Source organism: Fictibacillus fluitans (assembly GCF_030418125.1).
Taxonomy (GTDB): Bacteria; Bacillota; Bacilli; order Bacillales; family Fictibacillaceae; genus Fictibacillus_C; species Fictibacillus_C fluitans.
The window spans coordinates 214097-228504 of the sequence record NZ_JAUHTR010000006.1 but is presented as its reverse complement, the minus strand read 5'-3'; the positions used below and the strand labels follow the sequence as shown (position 1 = coordinate 228504).

15 protein-coding genes are annotated in these 14408 nt (G+C 43.1%); 4 read left to right on the top strand and 11 right to left on the bottom strand.

What is annotated here, in order from left to right; translation table 11 throughout:
• Positions 1-100: 100 nt before the first annotated feature.
• Both QYB97_RS13435 and QYB97_RS13425 read right to left on the bottom strand, forming a co-directional pair.
• Complete coding sequence (locus QYB97_RS13435) at positions 101-676, bottom strand: dihydrofolate reductase family protein (RefSeq protein ID WP_301166510.1); 576 nt, start codon at positions 674-676, stop codon at positions 101-103.
• Positions 677-1077: 401 nt separating this feature from the next.
• Positions 1078-1632, bottom strand: coding sequence for a hypothetical protein (locus QYB97_RS13425; RefSeq protein ID WP_301166509.1), 555 nt, complete (start codon positions 1630-1632; stop codon positions 1078-1080).
• 284 nt (positions 1633-1916) lie between these two features.
• Between QYB97_RS13425 and QYB97_RS13420 the strand changes: the two genes are divergently transcribed.
• Complete coding sequence (locus QYB97_RS13420) at positions 1917-3389, top strand: SulP family inorganic anion transporter (protein ID WP_301166508.1); 1473 nt, start codon at positions 1917-1919, stop codon at positions 3387-3389.
• A 121-nt stretch (positions 3390-3510) separates the two neighbouring features.
• On the opposite strand, the gene QYB97_RS13415 is transcribed toward QYB97_RS13420, so the two are convergent.
• Positions 3511-4734, bottom strand: a complete 1224-nt coding sequence (locus QYB97_RS13415) for an Nramp family divalent metal transporter (RefSeq protein WP_425589803.1) — start codon at positions 4732-4734, stop codon at positions 3511-3513.
• A 540-nt stretch (positions 4735-5274) separates the two neighbouring features.
• Between QYB97_RS13415 and QYB97_RS25215 the strand changes: the two genes are divergently transcribed.
• Together QYB97_RS25215 and QYB97_RS13410 are read left to right on the top strand one after the other, a co-directional pair.
• The gene (locus QYB97_RS25215; RefSeq protein WP_356948182.1) at positions 5275-5736 is read left to right on the top strand and encodes a hypothetical protein; all 462 of its coding nucleotides are present in this window, start codon (positions 5275-5277) and stop codon (positions 5734-5736) included.
• Entirely contained in the window at positions 5736-7055 is a 1320-nt protein-coding gene (locus QYB97_RS13410) for a M3 family oligoendopeptidase (protein ID WP_356948181.1), read from the top strand. The genes QYB97_RS25215 and QYB97_RS13410 overlap by 1 nt, the downstream gene beginning before the upstream one ends.
• 61 nt (positions 7056-7116) lie before the next feature.
• Here QYB97_RS13410 and pssA read toward each other — a convergent pair whose 3' ends face one another.
• The 8 genes from pssA to sda all read right to left on the bottom strand — a co-directional run bounded on the left by pssA (position 7117) and on the right by sda (position 13467).
• Positions 7117-7656 (bottom strand): CDP-diacylglycerol--serine O-phosphatidyltransferase, encoded by a 540-nt coding sequence (gene pssA, locus QYB97_RS13405; RefSeq protein ID WP_425589801.1) that lies wholly within the window; start codon positions 7654-7656, stop codon positions 7117-7119.
• 167 nt (positions 7657-7823) lie between these two features.
• A complete protein-coding gene (gene mnhG, locus QYB97_RS13400) occupies positions 7824-8162 on the bottom strand; it encodes a monovalent cation/H(+) antiporter subunit G (protein WP_301166505.1) in 339 nt (112 codons plus the stop codon).
• Positions 8143-8433, bottom strand: a complete 291-nt coding sequence (locus QYB97_RS13395; protein WP_301166504.1) for a Na(+)/H(+) antiporter subunit F1 — start codon at positions 8431-8433, stop codon at positions 8143-8145. The genes mnhG and QYB97_RS13395 overlap by 20 nt, the downstream gene beginning before the upstream one ends.
• On the bottom strand, positions 8430-8906 hold the full coding sequence (locus QYB97_RS13390; RefSeq protein WP_301166503.1) for a Na+/H+ antiporter subunit E: 477 nt from the start codon (positions 8904-8906) through the stop codon (positions 8430-8432). Before QYB97_RS13390 ends, QYB97_RS13395 begins: the two co-directional genes overlap by 4 nt.
• Before the next feature lie 7 nt (positions 8907-8913).
• Positions 8914-10392 carry a Na+/H+ antiporter subunit D gene (locus QYB97_RS13385; protein WP_301166502.1) on the bottom strand — a complete coding sequence of 493 codons (1479 nt, stop codon included), beginning with the start codon at positions 10390-10392 and terminating at the stop codon, positions 8914-8916.
• Positions 10385-10723, bottom strand: coding sequence for a Na(+)/H(+) antiporter subunit C (locus QYB97_RS13380; RefSeq protein WP_301166501.1), 339 nt, complete (start codon positions 10721-10723; stop codon positions 10385-10387). The genes QYB97_RS13385 and QYB97_RS13380 overlap by 8 nt, the downstream gene beginning before the upstream one ends.
• Positions 10723-13074, bottom strand: a complete 2352-nt coding sequence (locus QYB97_RS13375; protein ID WP_301166500.1) for a Na+/H+ antiporter subunit A — start codon at positions 13072-13074, stop codon at positions 10723-10725. The genes QYB97_RS13380 and QYB97_RS13375 overlap by 1 nt, the downstream gene beginning before the upstream one ends.
• A gap of 237 nt (positions 13075-13311) precedes the next feature.
• Positions 13312-13467 (bottom strand): sporulation histidine kinase inhibitor Sda, encoded by a 156-nt coding sequence (gene sda, locus QYB97_RS13370; RefSeq protein ID WP_301166550.1) that lies wholly within the window; start codon positions 13465-13467, stop codon positions 13312-13314.
• A gap of 423 nt (positions 13468-13890) precedes the next feature.
• Here sda and QYB97_RS13365 point away from each other — a divergent pair, with 423 nt between their 5' ends.
• Entirely contained in the window at positions 13891-14406 is a 516-nt protein-coding gene (locus QYB97_RS13365) for a YqeG family HAD IIIA-type phosphatase (protein WP_301166499.1), read from the top strand.
• Positions 14407-14408: the final 2 nt, after the last annotated feature.

Here is a 14408-nt window from a genome sequence, read left to right as displayed (position 1 = left end):
TGAAGTTGAAGTTGCCCAATATAACTTCCGGCTTTCGTAATTTCACTTAATTAAAGTAGGCCCTAGTACGTATCTCCTGAATTTCACTCTAGTGTCACGGTCAGACGATTACGCGGTAGTGGAGCTGAACAACTCCGCATTGGAAGCGGCGCTCACCGAGCAATTCGAATCGAATGTGGAGGTTGTCCGGCAATGCTCGCTTACCACCACCCAAGACGATCGGATTAAGAAGCAGATGACACTCGTCGATTAGTCCCGCGCTCATCGCTTGCCCCGCAAGTTCGGGGCCGCCAATTGTAATGTCGGCTCCTGAAGATTCCTTCAGCCTTCGGATCACATTAGGATTGAATTCACGCTCGATCCTAGTCCTGGCGCTTGAAAGCGTCTGAAGTGTCCGGGAATAAACGATCTTCTCAGCAGCTCGCCAAATCTGCGCGAAGTTTCGCATTACCTCCAGTTGATCACCGATGGACGGGTTCGTTTTAATGTTTGCCGTCTCCCAGTACACCATCGACTCGTACATTCGACGCCCGTACAGGCAGGTGCCAATCGGCTGCTGGAAGTCATTCCAGAACGCAAACACCTCGTCATCGGAGATCGACCACTCGAGATTGCCGCGCTCGTCCTCAATATAACCGTCCAAAGATACATTAGCAGCGTAGATCAGTTTAGCCATTTCGATAACACCCTCCAATCTCTGTTCATAAACTATATTTTCTTACAGATTGCTAATCTGCCAGTTAGTTGTAACAAGAGTAAGCAAAAATCTGAAAGTTTGGTGTTCGTGTCGGTTACAGAAAATAGGCACGATTTGACCAGCATATTTTCTTATTCGATGCGGTATTCTCATATTCCTTGCTGTCTAAGTAACGAAACCACGCCAAGTAATTCTGCAAATACTTTGTTGCAACACTATTTAAGTGATCCATCCATTTCTTAAAGCGGCTTTGGTAGCAAGCCGGCAGCAGAGCCAGAAGGACAGACCGGGTTACTAATAAAAATTCTTTTAGCATCTCAAAAAGGATATTCTTTAAACAAGGAATACCCTTTTATTTTTGTAAGAAGCGGGTAGACAATTTATTGATAAATTGCCTGATCTATTGTTTCTTTTATTTCTGTAAAAGAAACCGGTTGGGTGATTTTTTCTAATGTACTTAAAGAAATCCTTTTTTGCTGTGGAAATAAAGTGTTTAAGACATTTGTTTTAACGATATAAAAGTGCCACTGCTCCGTATTAAGAACATCGATCAGATTGGCATCCTTTTCATAGAGCAAACAAAAAACATAAAGATCCGCATTTCGGACAGGCTCCGGTGTATAGCTTCGAGTTGCATAGTTATATGCACGTTTCGCTTCGATCCCAAAGCTTATTTTGGAATATTGACCCTCATGCCAGGACTGAATATAGGCAGCGGATTTCACTTCGATTTTTTTGTCTTTGTACATTAAATCATAGGCATCCCATTCAATGCGTGGTTGTTGTAAAACATCTAATGTGCTTCCAACAAGAAATTCGGCAAAAACACCTCTTAATGAATTCGTTAAAACATCTGAAAATCCCCAAGACCAGAAGTCTGATATATTAAATCCGGTACCCCGTATTTTTGTATTTGGAGGAAGTCTTTCCGACATTATTAACTCCTTTCTCTGTTTTACAGAAGTTGTTATTCATGTTTATACCACTATGAAGTTCAGTAAAACATAATCGAACAAAGGGCTAATTTCTAAAAGAACACTATTACCTTGATAGTTGAAGAAAATAGAAGTTATTTGAAGATTGGAAGTTATTTATGCGCTTACATAACATGAGGCACTTTTATGGAATCCATGGTATAATCTTACGCGTTAACATCGGCCCCGACTTTCATGAGAGTTGAAAGTCACTATAAAAAAATTACAAACGAGGTGTTTTGCAGTTGAATATAGAGACAATTAAAAAGGAGTGGTTTGGCAATATCAGAGGGGACATCCTTTCAGGTATTGTTGTTGCGCTTGCGCTTATTCCAGAAGCGATTGCGTTTTCCATTATTGCAGGGGTAGATCCGATGGTCGGATTGTATGCCTCATTTTGTATTGCCGTTGTGATTTCCTTTGTTGGGGGACGTCCAGCCATGATTTCTGCCGCAACCGGTGCGATGGCACTCGTAATGGGATCGCTGGTGGCAGATCACGGATTAAAGTACTTGCTGTCGGCGACGATCCTTACAGGGATTTTTCAGATCATTATTGGAGCGCTTAAACTTGGGAGATACATGAAGTTTGTTCCGAGGCCGGTCATGATAGGGTTTGTAAATGCGCTGGCGGTTCTTATTTTCTCCGCGCAGCTGCCGCATTTTGTTGGTGAAGGCTGGCCCATGTATGCCATGGTGGCAGGGGCACTGGCAATCATTTATTTGTTCCCTCGAATCACTAAAGTGGTTCCTTCGCCTTTGGTTGCGATTATCGTCATTACGATTATTGCGGTTACGACCGGTTCAACGGTACGGACGGTAGGGGACATGGGACATTTAAGCCAATCGCTCCCAACGTTCCTTATTCCTGATGTTCCATTTAACCTGGAAACGTTAAAGATCATCTTTCCTTATTCCATCGCACTGGCGCTTGTTGGTCTGCTTGAATCGCTGATGACTGCGCAGATCATTGATGATTATACAGACACGGAAAGTGATAAAAACAAGGAGGCACGGGGACAGGGGATAGCTAACATTGTAGCCGGATTCTTTGGCGGAATGGCGGGCTGTGCGATGATCGGCCAATCCGGCATCAACGTCAGGTCAGGCGGAAGAGGAAGGCTCTCCACTTTTGTGGCTGGTGCGTTTCTCATGGTTCTGATTGCTGTGTTAAATGATATCCTGGTTTCCATCCCGATGGCAGCCCTTGTGGGTGTGATGATTATGGTGTCGATCAGCACGTTTGACTGGTCATCTTTAACCAAGCTTCATAAAATGCCGAAAACAGATGCTGCGGTTATGATTGTAACGGTGGTTACTGTGGTGATCACTCACGACCTATCCAAAGGTGTTGTGGCTGGTGTTATTTTAAGTGCATTGTTCTTTGCTTCGAAAATTTCCAAAGTGGAGGTTCGCTCCCAACTGGATGAGGCTTTGAATAAAAGATTGATCTCGGTAAAAGGCCAGTTGTTTTTTGCTTCTGTCACGGATTTTGTTTCGCAATTTGATTTTGCCGAAAAAGCAGATGAAGTCATTATTGATCTCACACAAGCCCACTTGTGGGATGACTCAGCTATTGGAGCCATAGATAAAGTGGTGTTAAAATATCGCCAGCATGGTGTTAAAGCCAAACTGGTTGGAGTAAATCATAGCAGTATGGAATTGATGAATAGACTTGCGGTTCATGACAAGGATAGCTCAAAAGCGCCTGCTCATTAATAAGACAATTTCTTCACGAATTACAGTCTTGTTCTCATTAACAGGAATTATCATGATTATTGTAAATAAATTAATAGCATAAAAAAACACCAAGCAGAGGCATAAGCCTTGCTTGGTGTTTTTAAAATTCGCCGCCGAATGTCTGATAAATGAGGAGGCCATTCAAAATAATAATGACCGCCGCCACCAAAATCAGCAGGATATTGGTCCAGCGCTTGTTGGCGTAGCTTCCCATGATCTTCTTATTTCGGGTAAACATAATCAATGGAATAATCGTAAACGGAAGCTGCATGCTCAGAATAACCTGGCTCACGACCAGCGCTTTCCACGTATTGATCCCCATTCCAATAATAATCAAAGCAGGAATCATGGTTACGACCCTTCGCACCCATATCGGAATCTTGATGTTAAGAAAGCCTTCCAGTATATACTGACCGGCCATGGTCCCTGTTACAGAGGATGAAAGGCCGGCAGAAAGCAGGGCGATGGCAAAAGCGAGACTCGCAAAACCGCCAAGGAGCGGTGTCAGGGTGGAATAGGCATCTTCAATGGATGTAACCTTCACCCCATTTTTGTAAAAGACAGCTGCCGCTACTACAATCATGGCCGAGTTAATGAACCATGCCACATTCAACGCAAGCAATGAATCCACTATTGCATACTTATATACCCGGTGATTATGCTTCGGCTGATTTTTTTTCAAGCGGTTCTTCACAACAGAAGAATGAAGAAAAATATTATGCGGCATAACGGTGGCACCGAGCATTCCGATGGCAACCAGAATGCTTGCCGAGTTGAGATGGGGGACGACCAGATGATAGCCGACCTGCCCAAGGTCCGGTTTGGCATAAAAAAGTTCAACAATATAAACAGCAGCCACTATGATGACGAAGCCAAGAATAATTTGTTCAATAAAGCGGAAGCCGTATTTATGGAGCATAAGGATGCCAAATGTAACTGCAGCTCCGATCAATGCAGCCGGGAACAAAGGAATGCCCAGCAAGAGATAGATCCCCAGGGCTGCTCCGAGAAATTCGGCGAGATCCGTTGCCATGGCAGCCAGCTCAGCTGTTATCCATAAAAAAACAGCGACCGGTTTTTTAAAATGCTGCCGGCAGTTTTCCGATAATGATTTTCCTGTGGCTACCCCGAGTTTTGCAGCGGTTGTTTGCAGCAAAATGGCCATGAGATTACTGAGCAATAGAACCCATAAAAGCGTGTAGCCAAATGCAGCACCGCCTTCGATATTTGTAGCCCAGTTGCCGGGATCGATATAGCCCACACTTACAAGAAATGCGGGGCCGAGAAAAGGAATGGCTCTGCGGAGTTTACCTTTTCTGGGCATTGCGGCTTCCAATGCTTTACTATTCAATGTTGCTCACCTTCTTTTGCAAAATACGTCACAGGGTGTCCCTTAGGTTAAAATGTTTCCTATATTCAACATTTTGAGAATTGACTATAATATATGCGACCATACAGGAAAATGCAACAATTTCGAATTAAAATGGAACAAGCTTTTTCTTTCCCTATTTCATAGTATTTTCGAAGAAGGCTGGAGGTATCACGAAGAGAGCAAAGAATAATGTAGATAAAGCTTAATACAGAATAATACCAATAATGGGATTGATCACTGTATTAAGGGGAATAGATGTAAAGAACAATACATAAGGGAGGCTCGGGCGCATGCAGGAAGTTTTGCTATTTGCCATAATGATCATTACCCTCGTATATTTCATGTATCTTTGCATCGCAGAATAGCTTCTTGCTCTCTTCCAGATTGAGGGAAGAGAGTTTTTATGTAAAATAAACTAAAGGGTCGATTTTTCAAAAAAATTTCACTATAATGGAAATAGATCGAATATTTCTTACATAAGGGGGATTTTAGATGCTATTGCAAGGATTGCGCGAAAGCTGGGATCTGGAATCAATATTTAAGGGCGGAAGCCGCTCGGAAGAATTGCTTGCTGCGATTGGACGCATTGAAACACAACTCGCGGACCTTAACCAGAAAGTCGAAGATTTCCAATTCTCCGAGGAATCACTTCAGGAGATTGTTGAAGGCGTTCAGGAGAATGCTGCGCTGATCAATGAATGTGTATCCTTTATCGGCTGTTTGACGGCACAGGATGTTAATGACAAGCAGGCCTTGAATCTTCGCGGTAAATTGGAATCGCTAAACGCTGTTTATTCTACAGTATTGGTCCTATTGGATAACAAGATGGCCGATATTCCAGATAAAGAGTGGAATTCTGTGATTCAAAAACCTTATTTTGCTGCTGTTGCGTTTCCTTTGTCTGAAAGGCGAAACTCGCTTCACAAAAGCTATCCTATGTACAGGAAGCGTTAATGAATGATTTGGCAGTGGACGGATATCACAGCTGGTCCACCCTGTATGACACGGTTGTAGGGAAAATTGGCATCGAAGTGGAACAGGACGGAAAGAAAGAGGTTCTTTCTGTTGGACAGGCAGAAAACCGCATGACAAGTCCGGACAGAGAAGAAAGAGAAAGTGTTTTTGCCAAATACACGGAAGCTTGGGATGAGCAGGCGGATTTTTGCGCAGAAGCCTTAAACCATATTGCGGGATTCCGGAACAGCGTGTATAAACATCGTAAGTGGGACAATGTCCTGAAAGAGCCTCTCGACATTAACCGAATGTCAGATGACACACTGCAGGCGATGTGGCAGGCGATCGAGGAAAACAAGGAGCTGTTCGTAACGTATCTGAACCGAAAAGCTTCACTGCTGGGCGTAGAGAAACTGAGTTGGGCCGATGTGGATGCTCCGCTTTCCAATGTGGACACCAAAATGAGCTATGATGAAGGTGCCAGCTTTATTGTTGAACAATTCCAATCCTTCAGCCCGAAGATGGCGGAGTTTTCAAAGCACGCATTTGAAAAGCAATGGATTGAAGCAGAGGACCGTGCGGGGAAACGGCCGGGCGGATTCTGCACAGGATTCCGGGTGAAGAATGAAACACGGATTTTCATGACTTACTCAGGCACTCCAAGTAATGTTTCAACATTGGCACATGAACTTGGCCATGCTTTCCATTCTTACGTGATGGATGATATGCCATTTTTGGCAACTGACTATGCGATGAATGTGGCTGAAACAGCTTCTACCTTTGCGGAGATGGTAGTATCTGACGCTGCCGTGAGAAACGCAAAAAGCAAGGAAGAAAAAATCGCCCTCCTCGAAGACAAAGCGCAGCGCTCAGTGGCGTTCTTTATGAACATTCATGCACGCTTTTTATTTGAAACAAGGTTTTATGAAGAGCGAAAACAAGGCCTTGTACCTGTTGAACGATTGAAGGAAATCATGGTCGAAGCACAAAAAGAAGCGTTTTGTGATTCGCTGGGAAGCTATCATCCGTATTTCTGGGCTTCAAAGCTTCATTTCTATATTACTGATGTTCCGTTTTATAACTTCCCGTATACGTTTGGCTATTTATTCAGTGCCAGCATTTATGCCATTGCCAAACAGGAAGGAACCAGATTTGAAGAGAAATACATTGCCCTTCTTAGAGACACAGCCAGCATGACGGTTGAAGAGCTTGCAATGAAGCATTTAAATGAAGATGTAACGAAGCCAGAGTTCTGGAAAAAAGGTATCGATGTGGCAATGGAAGACGTAAAGGAATTTTTGGAACTGACTCATGACTAATCAAATAAAAAACAAAAAACAGCTGCTGCTATAGCTGTTTTTTTGTTTTGTCCTATTTGGTTTATCTTTTTTGGATCGAAATGCTGCTGATCATCAAAAAAGAAAAAGCGATCAAAATAAAGATAAAGTAATATCCCGGAATAAAAGGAGTGAGAAGGTAGCACATGGCAATCAAACAGCCTGCCACCGTAATCGGAACTCCCACAAATGATCCTGTGAATTCAGTGATATTGAAACGGGCCAGACGTATGGCGCCGCAAACGATAAATAAGATCGTAAAAATAATGCCGGGAACACCATATTCAAAAAGTGAGGCCTGGTACAGCAAAAATACGGGCGCAATGCCAAATGAAATTAAGTCGCAAAGAGAATCTAGCTGTTTGCCAAACTCTGATTCTATGTTTAATTTCCGGGCAACCATACCATCAAACCGGTCAAAAAGACCTGCTAAAAAAATTAAAATAAAGCCGGTTTTCAAATCATCTTTAAAAATAAACATTAAAGCGAGAGCACCGAGCGAGAGGTTGACCAGTGTTAAAATATTGGCCGTCTGGCCTTTTACTTTTTTTACTGTGGAATCAACCCGTTCTCTTGCCGTCATGAACATAACATCACATCACTCTCCGTACCTTATGTCCGTAAGACAGGAAAGATACTTGTGTAATCAACTAGCCATTATTAATGAAATATATTAGATTCTTATCATTATATGTTAAATTTGTAAATATGGAAAGGGGATATTTTCCAGAACTCCCTTTCCAACTTTCATTAATAGTAATCCCTCTCGCTGTTCAACTCGTCCTGTATCGTTTTTTCAGATAAAGGAACGCCGCTTCGGTAGGCCGCTCTTGAAATCATGTGACCGCCCACAGGAGCTGTCAAAAGAACAAATACAATTCCAAGCAGAAGCTTTCCGCTGACCAAGTCCTGAGCATACAAAAAGAAAAGAAAGGAGCCAATCAAAATGCCGGAAACACCCAGTGTGGCACTCTTGGTTGCGGCATGAAGCCTGGAATACACATCTGGGAACCGGAGAACGCCCAGTGTCCCGGAAAACACAACAAAGGTGCCGAGGATAAGAAAAATACTAATTACGATCTCTGTCAATAAGAACACCCCTATCCAAAAATTTTGCAATGGCCACGGTAGCAATAAAGGTCAAGATTCCGATCAGTAAAATGACATCATGCAGGTCAATGGTATTCAGCCGAATGGAAACGAGGGCAGTGATAGCAATCAGGTTGACTCCAATCGTGTCAATGGCAACCGCTCTGTCTGCACTGGATGGGCCACGAACCACCCGATAAACGAGTAACAGAACAGAGAGGCAGTTCACAATAAGACAGACAGTAACGACATTTTCGAACCAACTGCTCATCTTGTCACCTCCATAATCGCTTTTTCAAAGGTTTCTTTGATTGAATGGATCGTTTCGTTTGTGTCCGGCAGATCAATAGCGTGAATGTAAATGAAGCGTTGATCCCTCGATACATCTACTGACAGCGTGCCCGGTGTGAGAGTAATCAGGTTCGCCAGCAAATTGATCTCCCAATTGGTTTTCAAATCGGTGGGCAGGGCAATGATCCCGGGGCGAAAATTCATTTTCGGTTTATAAATCCATTTTAGAACATCAAAATTTGCGAGGATCAGTTCTTTACTAAATAAAAAGATCAGTTTAATGATGGCCCAAATCTTATGAAAGTAAAATTCATCGGGGATGTAGCGGTTGAGCAAATAAATCAAGCCAATCCCCACGACAAAACCGCTGACATAGCTCGCAAACGAATAGTTTTCCGACAGGAACATCCAGATGATCCCGATAAAAATATTGATTAACAATTGAAAGGCCATTGAGCACTCACCTCGCTTTTAAAACTTCATTAATATATTGGGACGGATCGGCAAGACCGTCGGCAATCGATTGGATGTGCGGATAAACCCATTCTGCTCCGATTCCGAGAAAAACGGAAATGCCAAGAAGTGCAAGCGGAGGAATCACCATTCCCGGCTTCAGCCTCATTTCCTTACCTTCTTTTTGTTCTCCCCAAAACGCCATAATAAATATGCGCATGATGGACAACAGGATCAAGAGGCTGCAGCCAAGACCGATGGCAGCTACCATATAGTGTTGTTCTTCAAAAGCACTTTTAAGCAGCAGCAGTTTTCCAATAAATCCGCTGAAGGGAGGAATTCCGGCAAGAACAAGTGCTGCAATGAAAAACATCCACCCGACGAGCGGGTATTTTTTAATATATCCGCCCATTTGCCGCAAATCGCTTGTACCCGCAACATATACGAGAATCCCGGCCAGGAAGAAAAGGGCTGCTTTTATAATCATATCATGGACCAGGTAGTAGATAGTCCCGGCCAGTGATTCTGCAGAAAACGTCCCGATTCCCAAAATCATAAACCCAATGGCAGGGATAATGTTGTATGCAATAATCAATTTCACATTGTGGGTGGACAAGGCTCCTATGACACCGAAAACGAGGGTGAACCCTGCCAGGATGACAAAAAAGGTATGAGTTGTTTCCAGTTTGTAGACAAAAATCAAGGAAAAGACCCGTAAGATGGAGTAGATTCCCACCTTCGTCAACAGCGCGCCAAACAATGCAGAGATGACAGGAGGCGGCGCAGTGTAGGATTTTGGAAGCCAAAAGTAAAGCGGGAACAAAGCTCCTTTTGTGGCAAAAACCACAAACAGCAGAATCGCAATAGTCGTCAGGACGCCCTTTTGTTCTACAGCACCTACACGCTCGGCCAGCTGCGCCATATTCACCGTTCCTGTAACAGAATATAAAAAGGCTACGGTAGTCACAAATAACATGGAAGAGAAGAGGTTAAGCAGCACATATTTAATGGATTCTCTCAACTGGACCTTTGTGGCACCAAGAACAATCAGTCCATAGGAAGCCATCAGCAGTACTTCAAAAAAGACGAACAGGTTAAATAGGTCACCTGTCAAAAAAGCACCGCTTACTCCGGCGATCAGAATCAGAAACAGTGTGTAAAAATAGTGTTTTTCACGTGCTTCATCCAAAGTGGCTCCTGCATACCAGCAAGCTGCCAGCGCGATGATGTTGGTCGTTAAAATCAGCAGGGAAGACAATTTGTCGGCGATCAGAATGATGCCATAGGGAGCTTTCCATCCTCCGGTTTCAAGGATTAATGAACCTCTTGAAAACACCTCATAGATCATGAAGACCGCAACAGCTGTACTAAGCGCAAGAGCAATCATTGACATTAAGCGGACGACTGCTAATTTATTATGAAAAAAAATAAATAATGCACCAAAAAACAAAGGAATCAAAATAGGAAGGATGACCAGGTTACTCATCTTCTGTACCTCGCATCTGATCCATCATATCTGTTTTGTTTTTCTGGTAAGCACGATAGGCCAAAACGAGTAAAAAGCTGGTCACTCCAAAGCTGATAACAATGGAGGTCAATATCAGTGCCTGGGGCAATGGATCCGTATATTGCTCGATTCCTTCACTTAATACGGGAGGTGCTCCGCGGTTTAACTTTCCCATTGTTAATATTAAGAGATGAGCTCCATGGGAAACCAAAGCTGTCCCAAGGATGATGCGGAGCAATTGGCGCTGCAGCAGGAGATAGATGCCGGCCGCAAAAAGGGAGCCTCCCAGAATACACATTAAAATTTCCATTATTGCTCCATTCCTCCTTTTTTCCGCAATCGTATTTTAATCATTCCATAGATTCCTAATGCGGCGAGGCCGAGAACCGTAATCTCAAACATCGTATCAAGCCCCCTGAAATCTACAAGGATGACGTTCACAATGTTCTTTCCTCCGCCAAGCGAGTAGGAGGTTTTGACAAAGTAGTCAGAGATGGGCTGAAACCATTTGGAACTGTGAGATGAGATCGCGACTAATGTAACGAGTGCACCTGCTGCCAATGAAATCAGGACATCCGCCACCTTGGAACGCAGTGGTTTGGAGTTTGGTTTCATCACTGGCAGATGCGAGAAACAGAGCAGAAAGAGAACGACTGTAACTGTTTCAATAATGAGCTGCGTTAAGGCCAGATCAGGAGCACGGAATAATACAAACAAAAGCGCCAGTCCGTAACCAACCACGCCGATAACAATAACGGCAGCGATCCGGCGTTTCATAAAAATAGTGGCAATAGCAGCAATCAGCATGGCAATGCCTGTGATGACTTCCGGCCATTGAATGGGTGAAAGATCATCTGTACTAAAGGCAAATCCCCCGGTGGCAGCCATCATTCCTGCGGTCACACAAATGAGAAACAATACAATGATTGATAAATACAGGCTTAACGAACCTGTCATGTAGGATGCTGTCGTCTTTTTTGCTCCTTTAAGCAAGCCGTTAAGAAGTGCCTGATAGGCTTTATCGGCTGAAAGTTTTCCTGGGAGATACCGGTATATACGTTCCCAGTACCGCTTGAAAAGAAATAACAAGGCGCCTGTAGCAACAACAATCAAGGACATGATAAGCGGCAATTTAATGCCATGCCAAAACGCCAGATGCATATGAATTGACGTTCCGGCTACCGCACCTGCAGCGGGTGCCAAAAGATGTTCATTGATCAGGTTGGGAAGAAGTCCGATCACAACAATGAAACAAACAAGCAGAAACGGAGCGATCAGCATTCCATAAGGAGCCTCGTGCGGTTTTTTCTCAAGTTTGTCCAATTGGACTTTCCCCCTGAACGTTCCGAAGAACAAGTACATCGAATAGACAAATGTAAAAATGCTTCCCAAAACTGCGAGATAAGGAAAGAGGGGAGCTGCCTGTGCTGCAAGGCCGGATGGAGCAGCTGTTTGAAGCGAGGCATCAAAAAACATTTCTTTACTTAAAAACCCATTAAAGATAGGGAGCGGGAACCCTGCCATGGAAAAGGTACCAAAGAAGGCAAGGGTTGCAGTTATCGGCATAAAGGTCATCAGGCCGCCGAGCTTACGGATATCTCTCGTCCCTGTTTCATGGTCCACAATTCCCGCAACCATGAACAAGCTTCCCTTAAATGTGGCGTGATTAAAAATATGAAAAACCGCGGCAAAAATGGCAGCCTCCGAACCAAAGCCAAGCATAGCCATAATCATTCCAAGCTGGCTGATGGTCGAAAAAGCCAATATCCCTTTGAGATCCGTTTGCCGGACGGCCATGAATGAACCCCAGCACAGTGTGATCAGTCCAAAACCGGAAACACACAGGAAAAATACGTCACTGCCGCTGAACAATAATGATAATCTGGCAACAAGGTAGATTCCCGCTTTTACCATGGTGGCAGAGTGGAGATACGCACTAACTGGCGTGGGCGCTTCCATGGCATCGGGAAGCCATGTGTGAAAAGGAAATTGCGCAGATTTGGAAAAGGCTCCTATTAATACGAGCAGCAGGATGGCTGTAAAAAGAGGGCTTGCCATCACTTCTTCTTTTTGGCTGATAATTTCTCTGATGCTGGTTGTGTCCGATGCAACCCACAACAGCAGAAAGCCTCCCAGCATGGAGAGCCCGCCAAATACCGTAATCATCATGGATTTTAGTGCACCATATACGGATCGTGCGCGGTGCGACCAGAAACCGATCAGCAAAAAAGAAGATATGCTGGTAAATTCCCAGAATGTATACAGAACAAATAGATTATCCGACAACACAAGCCCTAGCATGGATCCCATGAAAAGGAGCAAGTAAATATAAAAATGGATCAAATTTTCTTTTTTGCTCAAATAAAAGACAGAATATAAAACAACCAAAAAGCCTATGCCTGTAATGAGCAATGTAAACAAAAGGCTGAGGCCATCCAGATAAAAGGAGAGCTGTATGCCCATCGATGGGATCCAGTTTGTCAATGATACCGCAGGCAGCCCTTCTGATATTCCGCTGCTGTGTGTCAAAAACAAAATAAACAAAACCAAAGGAACAAGTGCTACCAGCCATCCGTTATGGAACGTCTTTGAGAGCGGTCGGGAAAAAAGAGAAAGCAACAGGGCCGCGATAAATGGCAAAGCAATGTAATACAAAAACAAATCCGTTCCTCCTTCAAAAGTCATGATTATGTATGAGATTATTTAACCAGTGTCATTTCATTGTAAGCAGAAAAAACAGGCACAATCAACTTAAAACCGTTGAAAATACTGAATGTTTTTGTTTCTTCCTATTTAATATAAAAAACCTGAAAAGGCACATATTCCAAGGGTTGAAAATAAGTTTAGTTTTTCCTGCAAGGAAAGGTTCTATAATCAGCAAAATAAAAAAAGCCTCATCTAGTGATGGGCTTTCAGCAAAGAAACGTTCAATCTTTTCTCAAGTGATCTTCGTTCAATTTCTTTTTGAATTAATGAAATAAAATCAGAGCTGAGTCGCAGTTCTTTTGCTTTGAAGTAAGATTCAATCAAAAGTTCGTCCGATAAATTTTCCATAAGTGAGCTGCCATCGGGTGGCATGTTCACCTCCTGTTTTTTTAAATGCCTTAGGATGCATTTTTCCGGCTGAGGGGTTATCAAATGGTTGAAATCCGCATAAACTATAAGTTCTGATACTTTCTAAATTCAGCTTAACATGAAAAAGAAAACAGAACAATCGTTCGGTTATCCACAATGTTTGGTGGATAACCTGTGGGTAGTTTGTTTATAAGACAGAAAATTCTGCTCTTTTCGCGGTGTACAATGTTGATAAAGTTATCCACATTGTCGGATGCGAACAATTTGTCGAAAACTTTTTTGATAAAACTTATTAGTTTTTGAAACTGGCCGCTGTCAGAAAACAATAAAAAAGTTGTTACATGGCGAATAACTGGTACAATGTAAAAGTGTAAATGAATGAATAGTATAGAGGTGTCCAGCATGTTAAAAAATTTTTTGCCGGATGAACATGTCCAGAGCATTTTTGATATAACGCCTGAAATGTTGTTGAAACGGAATGTAAAAGGAATCATTACGGACCTGGATAATACCCTGGTTGAATGGGATCGTCCGGATGCTACTCCAGAACTGATAAAATGGTTTAGTTCATTTAAGGAAAAGGGAATTTTAATAACGATTGTCTCAAACAATACGCAGCAGCGTGTGAGCAGTTTTTCTGACCCTGTACAAATCCCATTTATTTATAGTGCAAGAAAACCGATGACCCGCGCGTTTAAGCGTGCGATCCGTGACATGAACCTGAAACGGGATGAGATCGTGGTAATTGGCGATCAGTTGCTGACGGATGTTCTGGGTGGAAACCGTCTTAAACTGCACACGATTATGGTTGTGCCTGTGGCCAGCACCGACGGGTTATGGACAAGAGTTAACAGGAAAATTGAACGGATGATATTGTCTTGGATGAAAAGGAAAGGCATGCTTAACTGGGAGGAATAAGA

Bases quoted from the DNA above. Each gene is read 5' to 3' on its own strand.
- QYB97_RS13435 (WP_301166510.1), bottom strand. From the start codon at position 676: ATGGCTAAACTGATCTACGCTGCTAATGTATCTTTGGACGGTTATATT.
- QYB97_RS13395 (WP_301166504.1), bottom strand. From the start codon at position 8,433: ATGAGCAGTTGGTTCGAAAATGTCGTTACTGTCTGTCTTATTGTGAAC.
- sda (WP_301166550.1), bottom strand. From the start codon at position 13,467: ATGGAAAATTTATCGGACGAACTTTTGATTGAATCTTACTTCAAAGCA.
- QYB97_RS13415 (WP_425589803.1), bottom strand. From the start codon at position 4,734: ATGCCCAGAAAAGGTAAACTCCGCAGAGCCATTCCTTTTCTCGGCCCC.
- QYB97_RS13425 (WP_301166509.1), bottom strand. From the start codon at position 1,632: ATGTCGGAAAGACTTCCTCCAAATACAAAAATACGGGGTACCGGATTT.
- pssA (WP_425589801.1), bottom strand. From the start codon at position 7,656: ATGACGGCAAGAGAACGGGTTGATTCCACAGTAAAAAAAGTAAAAGGC.
- QYB97_RS25215 (WP_356948182.1), top strand. From the start codon at position 5,275: ATGCTATTGCAAGGATTGCGCGAAAGCTGGGATCTGGAATCAATATTT.
- QYB97_RS13380 (WP_301166501.1), bottom strand. From the start codon at position 10,723: ATGGAAATTTTAATGTGTATTCTGGGAGGCTCCCTTTTTGCGGCCGGC.
- QYB97_RS13385 (WP_301166502.1), bottom strand. From the start codon at position 10,392: ATGAGTAACCTGGTCATCCTTCCTATTTTGATTCCTTTGTTTTTTGGT.
- QYB97_RS13365 (WP_301166499.1), top strand. From the start codon at position 13,891: ATGTTAAAAAATTTTTTGCCGGATGAACATGTCCAGAGCATTTTTGAT.
- QYB97_RS13390 (WP_301166503.1), bottom strand. From the start codon at position 8,906: ATGGCCTTTCAATTGTTAATCAATATTTTTATCGGGATCATCTGGATG.
- QYB97_RS13410 (WP_356948181.1), top strand. From the start codon at position 5,736: ATGAATGATTTGGCAGTGGACGGATATCACAGCTGGTCCACCCTGTAT.